Consider the following 7271-nt stretch of genomic DNA (forward strand, 5'->3'; position numbering starts at 1 on the left):
GGTCACTCCAGTCGGTAGGTATCAATCGTCCGCGCGAACGGACTGCTTCTGGCTGCCGAGGCCCTCGATGCCGAGTTCGACGACGTCGCCGGCCTTGAGGTAGCGCGGCGGCTTCATGCCCATGCCGACGCCCGGAGGCGTGCCGGTGGAAATAATGTCGCCCGGCTGCAGCGACATGAACTGCGATAGGTACGAAACGAGATAGGCGACGCCATAGACCATGGTCTTCGACGAACCGTTCTGCATGGTTTCGCCGTTGACCTTCAGCCACATCGGCAGGTTCTGCGGATCCGGCACTTCGTCCTTGGTCACGAGCCACGGGCCCGTCGGGCCGAAGGTGTCGCAGGACTTGCCCTTGGTCCACTGGCCCTGGCGCTCGATCTGGAAGGCGCGCTCGGAGACGTCGTGCACCGTGCAATAGCCGGCGACATAGTCGAGCGCTTCGGCCTCGGTGACGTACTTCGCCTTGCGGCCGATCACGACGCCGAGTTCCACTTCCCAGTCGGTCTTTTCCGAGCCGCGCGGAATGATCAGGTCGTCGTTCGGCCCGACGATCGCCGAGGTCGCCTTCATGAAGATGATCGGCTCGGATGGGACCTTTGCGCCGGTTTCGGCGGCATGGTCGGAATAGTTGAGACCGATGCAGATAAACTTGCCGGTCCCGGCGACACAAGGGCCGAGCCGCTGGTTGCCGTCGACAACAGGCAGGCCGGCAAGATCGAGCGCCTTCAGTTCAGCGAGCTTGTCGGGGTCGAGTGCCGCGCCGGACAAATCGGCGACGTGGCCCGAGAGGTCACGCAAGGTGCCATTTGCGTCGAGGATACCCGGCTTTTCCTGACCCGGGAGGCCGTAACGAAGAAGTTTCATGGAACTCTTTCCTGCTTGTGGGTTGTCAGATGGTCCAGCCACCATCGATGGCATAGGCTTGGCCCGTCGTATAGGTCGCGCCGGCAAGGTGCACGGCAAGGTCAGCGATCTCCTCCGGCGTGCCGAGGCGGCCCATCGGCTGACGGGCGATGAAAGCGGCCCGCGCAGTCTCATAGTCACCCTGGGCGCGCATGCGATCCTGCAGGGACGGGCTTTCGACCGTGCCCGGGCAAATCGCGTTGCAGCGAATGCCCTCGGAGACGTAGTCCGCAGCAACGGCCTTTGTGAGGCCGATCACCGCGGCCTTGGTGACGCCGTAGGCAAAGCGGTTCGGAACGCCCTTGATGCTGGAGGCGACCGAAGCCATGTTAATGATTGCGCCGTCCTTGCGCTGACGCATGCCCGGAAGCACGGCACGGATGGTGCGGATCATCGCCTTGACGTTGAGGTCGAGGGCGAATTCGAGATCGCTGTCCTTCATCTCCAGGATAGAGCCGGCATGAACGAAGCCGGCGCAATTGAAGAGCACGTCGACGGCGCCGATCTTGGCGACGAGCGCTTCGACGGCCTGCGTGTCGAGCACGTCGAGCCGGTGCGTTTCGACGTCGACCTCCTTGGCGAGCGCTGCAAGCGCATCGACGTTGATATCGGTCGCATGCACCTTCGCGCCGGCCCTTGCGAAGGCCAGCGCCGAAGCGCGGCCGATGCCTTGAGCCGCAGCCGTAATCAGGACGACCTTGCCTTTAAGATCCGCTGTCATTCTCGATCCCTCATGCTTTGCGTTCAACGACCAGGATATGGTCGGCGGCGAGAACGACCTCGCCACGCTGGTTGATGACTTCTAACCGTTCCACCACGCGTCCCGCCTTCGGCCGCTTTGGATCGTCCTCCTTGGAGGAGATTGTCACCCGGGTGCGGATCGTATCGCCGATATGAACGGGGCGCACGAAGCGCAGACGATCATAGCCGTAGGAAAACGCAACTGGATTGATCAGCGACGCGGTCAACCCGACGCCGATCGAAAAGATCATGGTGCCATGGGCGATGCGCTGGCCACCGGGCAAGGTCTTGGCAAATTCCGCATCCATATGGTGCGGAAAGAAATCGCCGGTATGGCCGGCATGAACGACGAAGTCGGTCTCGGTGATGGTGCGGCCGGTCGTCAGGCGCTCGTGCCCCAACGCGTAGTCTTCGAAGTGGATGATCTGTTCTGACATGTCAGTGTCCCGGAAGTGGCGCGATCGCCGTTGCCGGCGCGGCACTCGATTGATAGGCGGCCTCGACCAGGGCCATCGTCTGCCAGGCGTCCTCCACCGAGCCGACCAGTTCCTCGTCTTCGCCCGCCGCGAAACGCTGCAGGTTGGCCATGCGATTGGCGAAGGCATCGGGGAACCAGGCGCCCTCAAGCGGTACAGAGACCCAATCATCCGCCCCCGCCGGTCGGATCCAGAGTTCGTCCGGCTCGCCGCGGGGATAGTCTAGGTTGACGCCGAGCTTGACATAGGCCGCACCTGCGGTGCCGGAAATACGGAACTCGCAGGCCTGGAATTTGCGGCCGAAATCGTGATCGTGATTGACCGAGAGCACGCAGCGTACTCGATCGCCATAGTCGAGGATCGCGGCCGTCCGCGTCTGGGCGACGTCGTGGTTCGGGTGGCCGATGGTCTTGGCGTGAACGCCCAAGGGATTGCTGAGCAGGCCGCGGACGAGGTCGAGATAGTGGATCGAATGCATGGCGATCTCGATGCGCGGCAGGCCTTTCAGGAACGGCCACAGGCCCCAAGGTGTCGCGAGCGCCAGCCAGGCGTCGAAATCGACGACTTCGCCGAGATGCCCCTTGGCGATGGCGTCCTTCAGCGCCAGCATCATCGGCGCGAAGCGAAGCTGGAAGTTCACGGCCGCCTTGAGCTTGCGCGCGCGGCAGATTTCCAAAATGGCGGTTGCGGCTTCGAGGTCCGAGCCCATCGGCTTTTGGATCAGGGCGGCAGCGCCGACCGGCAACCGGCCAAGGATGGCGGCATGGGCCGCGGGCGGCGTCGCGAGGTCGAAGATGGCGTTCGGCACCGAAAGCGCTTCGTCTTCAGTGCGATAGGCGCGAACGCCCCAGCTTTCCGCAAGCCGAGACGCCTTGGCATAGTCCGGATCATAAATCCCGGCAACCGGGAACCCCGCCTTGCGATAGGCCGGCAGGTGCGCGTCGCCGACGATGCTGCCTGCGCCGAAGATGACGATCGGCCGCGGTTTGCTCGGCCTAGGCCACCATTGTCGGAGTGCGCCGGGATCAAAGCCTTCAGCCATGATGGAAGACCTCTTCCATCATCGCCCACCACTCGCCGTCCTTCCGCGTTTCGAGCGGCTTCTGGCAGGGCATGCAGACCGACCACCATTCCTTGTTCTTCGGATGCGCCGCCATCCGGGCCATGTCGGCCTCGAAATCCGAGCCGACATACTCCCAATAGCCGAACAAAAGGTTTTCCGGCTCCTTCAGGAAGATCGAGTAGTTGGTGACGTTGCACTCGGAAATCAAAGCAAGGATTTCCGGCCAGACCGCGGCATGCAAGGCCTTGTATTCGGTGATCTTCGAGGCTTCGAGGCCGATCACCATTCCCATGCGTTGCATGATGACCTCCCTCCTCTAGCCACGAAACTCGCGGGTGAATTCGCCGGTCGAGCGGGCGCGCACGGCATCCCAGTCCCAGGAAATGCCGATGCCCGGTTCCGACGGCGCCAGAGCGCGGCCGTTCCTGATCTCCATGCCCTTGGTCGTCAGGTCGTCGAGTTGCGGAATGTACTCGACGTATTTGCCGTTCGGCACTGCGCAGACGAGGCTGACATGCAGTTCCATCAGGAAATGCGGGCAGACGGGGATATCGAAGGCTTCCGCCGCGTGCGCCACCTTCAGCCAGGGCGTGATGCCGCCGATGCGGGCAACGTCCACCTGGACGATCGAGCAGGCGCCCTTCTGCATATATTCACGGAAATGGCGGATCGAATACATGGATTCACCCACCGCAATCGGCGTCGGTGTGGAGCGCGTCAACCGGATATGGCCGTCGAGATCGTCGGCCGGCAGCGGCTCCTCGATCCAGGCGAGATCCAGCTCCTTCAGCCGCGACGCCCGCCGGATCGCCTCGTCGACAGTAAAACCCTGGTTGCAGTCGGTCATGATCTCGAAGCCGTCGCCGAGCGCCTTGCGCATTGCCGACAGACGGTCATAGTCCTCCGAGCCGTGCGGCTTTCCGATCTTCACCTTCGAGCCGGAGAAGCCCTTCGCCTTGGCGGCAAGCGCATCTTCGACCAGCGCTTCCTTTTCGATATGCAGCCAGCCGCCCTCGGTGGTGTAGAGCGGGCAACTGTCCTTGGCGCCGCCGGCAAGTTTCCAGAGCGGCAGCTTCTGCTTTCTGGCGCGCAGGTCCCAGAGCGCCGTGTCGACCGCCGCCAGCGCCAACGCCGTAATTGCGCCGATCGTCGTTGCGTGAGTCGCGAACTCCATCTTTTGCCAGATCGCCTCGATGCAATCGGCATCCTCTCCAAGCAAGATGGGAACGAGGTGATCCGAGAGAAGGCGCATCACCGAGGAACCGCCGGTGCCGATCGTGTAGCTGTAGCCCGTCCCGGTCGCGCCATCGCTATCGGTGATGGTGACGATGGGTGTTTCCTGGCTGACGAAGCTCTGGATCGCATCGGTCCGCTTCACCTTCGGCGGCAGGTCGACCATGCGCAGTTCGATTTTCTCAATTCTTGCCATGTCAGCCTTCCAGAGCCTTGCCGGTATCGATGTCGAAGAGGTGGGCGCGCGAGAGGTCGAAGCTCATGCGCACCTTCTCACCCGCGCCAAGCGGACGCGGATTGAGCATGCGCGAGACCCAGTCGCGGCCGTTGAACTGGATGAAGACGAGCGTCTCGTTGCCGAGCGGTTCGGTGATCGACACCGGCAATTCGACCTCGTGTACCGCCGCCGGATCGCCAGCGTGCAGGCCGTGGCCGCTCGGATAGATGTCGTCGGGCCGGAGGCCGAACGTCACCTTCTGACCAGGACGCAGCGATTTTGCGAAGCGCGGCGGAATCGGCAGGCGTGCTCCGCTGGCAAAGACCAGCCCGCCATTGTCGACGATCACCTCGTCCATGTTCATCGGCGGCGAGCCGATGAAACCGGCGACGAATTTGGTGGCCGGGCGCTGGAACACCTCTTCCGGGGTGCCGACCTGTTCGATGTAGCCGTCTCGCATGATGACGATGCGGTCGGACAGCGTCATCGCCTCGACCTGGTCGTGGGTGACATAGATCATCGTCGCCTGCATGCGCGCATGCAGCTTCTTGATTTCGGTGCGCACCTGCGTGCGGAGCTTCGCGTCGAGGTTCGACAGCGGCTCGTCGAAGAGGAAGACATCCGGCTGGCGCACGATGGCGCGGCCCATGGCGACACGCTGGCGCTGGCCGCCGGAGAGCTGCGACGGCCGGCGTTCGAGCAGATGGCCAAGGTCGAGGATAGCAGCGGCTTCATCGACACGCACCTTGATCTCATCCGGCTTGCGCCCGGCGATCTTCAGCGAGAAGCCCATGTTCTCGGCGACCGTCATATGCGGATAGAGCGCATAGGACTGGAACACCATGGAGATGTTACGGGCGCGCGGCGGCAGGTCGTTGACCTTGCGGCCGCCGATCTCGATCGCGCCATCGCTCACGTCTTCAAGCCCGGCGATCATGCGCAGCGTCGTCGACTTGCCGCAGCCCGACGGGCCGACGAGCGCGATGAACTCGCGGTCCTTCACTTCGAGATCGATGCCGTGCACCACCTCGAGCGCGCCGTAGCGCTTGACCAGTTTCCTGAGGGTAACAGGAGCCATGAACGATTATCCTTTCACCGCGCCGAAGGTGAGGCCCGAGACGAGGTGCTTCTGAATGATGAAGGTAAGGGTCAGCGCCGGGATGATCATCACGACCGCGAGCGCGCACATGCCGCGCCAGTCGATGGTGAACTCGGCGGTGTAGTCGAGAAGACCGACCGGAAGGGTCTTGGAATTGACCGAGCGGGTGATCTGCGAGGCGAGCGCATACTCGTTCCAGGACGTCAGGAACGCAAAGATGCCGGCGGACGCGATACCGGGGCCGGCCAGCGGAAACTCCACCTGCCAGAAGGCCTGCCACGGTGTGCAGCCGTCGATCTGGGCGGCCTCTGCTAGATCCTTCGGCACCTGGCGAAAGAAGCCGTCGATCAGCCAGATGGTGAAGGGCACATTGAGCGCCACATAGGTCAGGATCAGCGAGAAATGCGTGTCGATGATGCCGGTGCGGGCATAGAGCATGAACAGCGGCAGCGAGAGCGCAATGCCGGGCACGGCGCGGGTCAGCATGAAGCCGAGGAAGATCGCCGACTTCGCCTTGAAGCGATAGCGGGCAAACGCGTAGCCGCCGGCCATGCCGATCGCAAGCGCGATCACCGTCGAGGTCACCGAGATGATCAGCGAATTGCGGAAATAGTCCCAGACGGGAACGCCGCCCTGGCCTGCGCCCGAAAACATCGCGCGATAGGCATCGAGCGAAAGGCTCTCCGGGATCCAGACCGGCGGCTTCGCCATGATCTCGACGGTCGGGCGCAGCGACGACAAGACGATCCAGAGGCCCGGCAGGCAGATCACGGCCATGGCCAGAAACAGGGCGATCAAGTGGGCGGCCTTGAGCAGACGGCGGCGCAGGCGGTGCGAAGCGTTGATATCCATTACCACTCGGCTCCGATCTGCTGGCGCGCCGCGGCGAGCTTGCGGAAGAAATAGACGGTGAAGACGATCGAAAGCAGGATCGCGACATAGGCCATGGCATTGGCGAGCCCCATGCGGGCGTCGGCGTAAGCCGTGCGGCCGACGAGCGTCCAGAGAAGCTCGGTGCGCTTGGCCGGGCCGCCATCGGTCATGATCTTGACGATGTCATAGGCCCGCGCCACGTCGAGCGAACGGATCGTCATGGCGATGAAGGCGAACGGCATGAGGTAGGGCCAGGTGACATAGCGGAAGGTCTGCCACGGCGTGCAACCGTCGACATGGGCGGCCTCGACGGGATCCTTCGGCATGGCAAGCAGGCCGGCAAGGATCAGGATCGCAAAGACCGCGGTCGAGGACCAGACTTCAGCGATGATGATCGAAAGGAGCGCCAGATTGCCGTCGATCAGCCACGGGATCGCCTGATCGGTCAGCCCCAGCGACTGCAGCGCATTGTTGACGAAGCCGATATTGTCGTTGAACAGGAACTTGAACTGGAAGCCGACGAGCACCGGCGAAAACATCATCGGAAACATCATCATGGTGCGCAGCAGGCGCTGGCCATGGGTCGCCTTGTTGACGAGCAGCGCCAGCCCGAGGCCGAGCAGCATCTCGGCGTTGAGCGCCACCGTCAGCAACAGCACGGTG

Annotated in this window: 9 protein-coding genes; all 9 read right to left on the reverse strand. The window is 63.1% G+C overall.

Annotation, left to right across the window (positions count from 1 at the left end; all coding sequences use genetic code 11):
* Positions 1-21: 21 nt before the first annotated feature.
* Positions 22-867 carry a fumarylacetoacetate hydrolase family protein gene (locus tag VGO04_RS04775; protein WP_327494817.1) on the reverse strand — a complete coding sequence of 282 codons (846 nt, stop codon included), beginning with the start codon at positions 865-867 and terminating at the stop codon, positions 22-24.
* A gap of 25 nt (positions 868-892) precedes the next feature.
* Positions 893-1627 carry an SDR family oxidoreductase gene (locus tag VGO04_RS04780; RefSeq protein WP_327494818.1) on the reverse strand — a complete coding sequence of 245 codons (735 nt, stop codon included), beginning with the start codon at positions 1625-1627 and terminating at the stop codon, positions 893-895.
* Positions 1628-1637: 10 nt separating this feature from the next.
* Positions 1638-2084, reverse strand: coding sequence for a MaoC/PaaZ C-terminal domain-containing protein (locus VGO04_RS04785; RefSeq protein WP_327494819.1), 447 nt, complete (start codon positions 2082-2084; stop codon positions 1638-1640).
* A gap of 1 nt (position 2085) precedes the next feature.
* A complete protein-coding gene (locus VGO04_RS04790) occupies positions 2086-3165 on the reverse strand; it encodes a Gfo/Idh/MocA family oxidoreductase (protein WP_327494820.1) in 1080 nt (359 codons plus the stop codon).
* Positions 3158-3487: an L-rhamnose mutarotase gene (locus VGO04_RS04795; protein WP_327494821.1), complete on the reverse strand. Its 330-nt coding sequence runs from the start codon at positions 3485-3487 to the stop codon at positions 3158-3160. The genes VGO04_RS04790 and VGO04_RS04795 overlap by 8 nt, the downstream gene beginning before the upstream one ends.
* A 15-nt stretch (positions 3488-3502) precedes the next feature.
* Positions 3503-4615: a mandelate racemase/muconate lactonizing enzyme family protein gene (locus VGO04_RS04800; protein ID WP_327494822.1), complete on the reverse strand. Its 1113-nt coding sequence runs from the start codon at positions 4613-4615 to the stop codon at positions 3503-3505.
* A 1-nt stretch (position 4616) separates the two neighbouring features.
* Positions 4617-5714, reverse strand: coding sequence for a sn-glycerol-3-phosphate ABC transporter ATP-binding protein UgpC (locus VGO04_RS04805; RefSeq protein WP_327494823.1), 1098 nt, complete (start codon positions 5712-5714; stop codon positions 4617-4619).
* 6 nt (positions 5715-5720) lie between these two features.
* The gene (locus VGO04_RS04810) at positions 5721-6587 is read right to left on the reverse strand and encodes a carbohydrate ABC transporter permease (protein ID WP_327494824.1); all 867 of its coding nucleotides are present in this window, start codon (positions 6585-6587) and stop codon (positions 5721-5723) included.
* Positions 6587-7271: sugar ABC transporter permease (locus VGO04_RS04815; RefSeq protein WP_327494825.1), on the reverse strand; the 685-nt coding region annotated here is incomplete at its 5' end. The genes VGO04_RS04815 and VGO04_RS04810, both read right to left, overlap by 1 nt.

It is taken from the genome of Ensifer sp. (assembly GCF_035999185.1).
Classification (GTDB): domain Bacteria; phylum Pseudomonadota; class Alphaproteobacteria; order Rhizobiales; family Rhizobiaceae; genus Ensifer.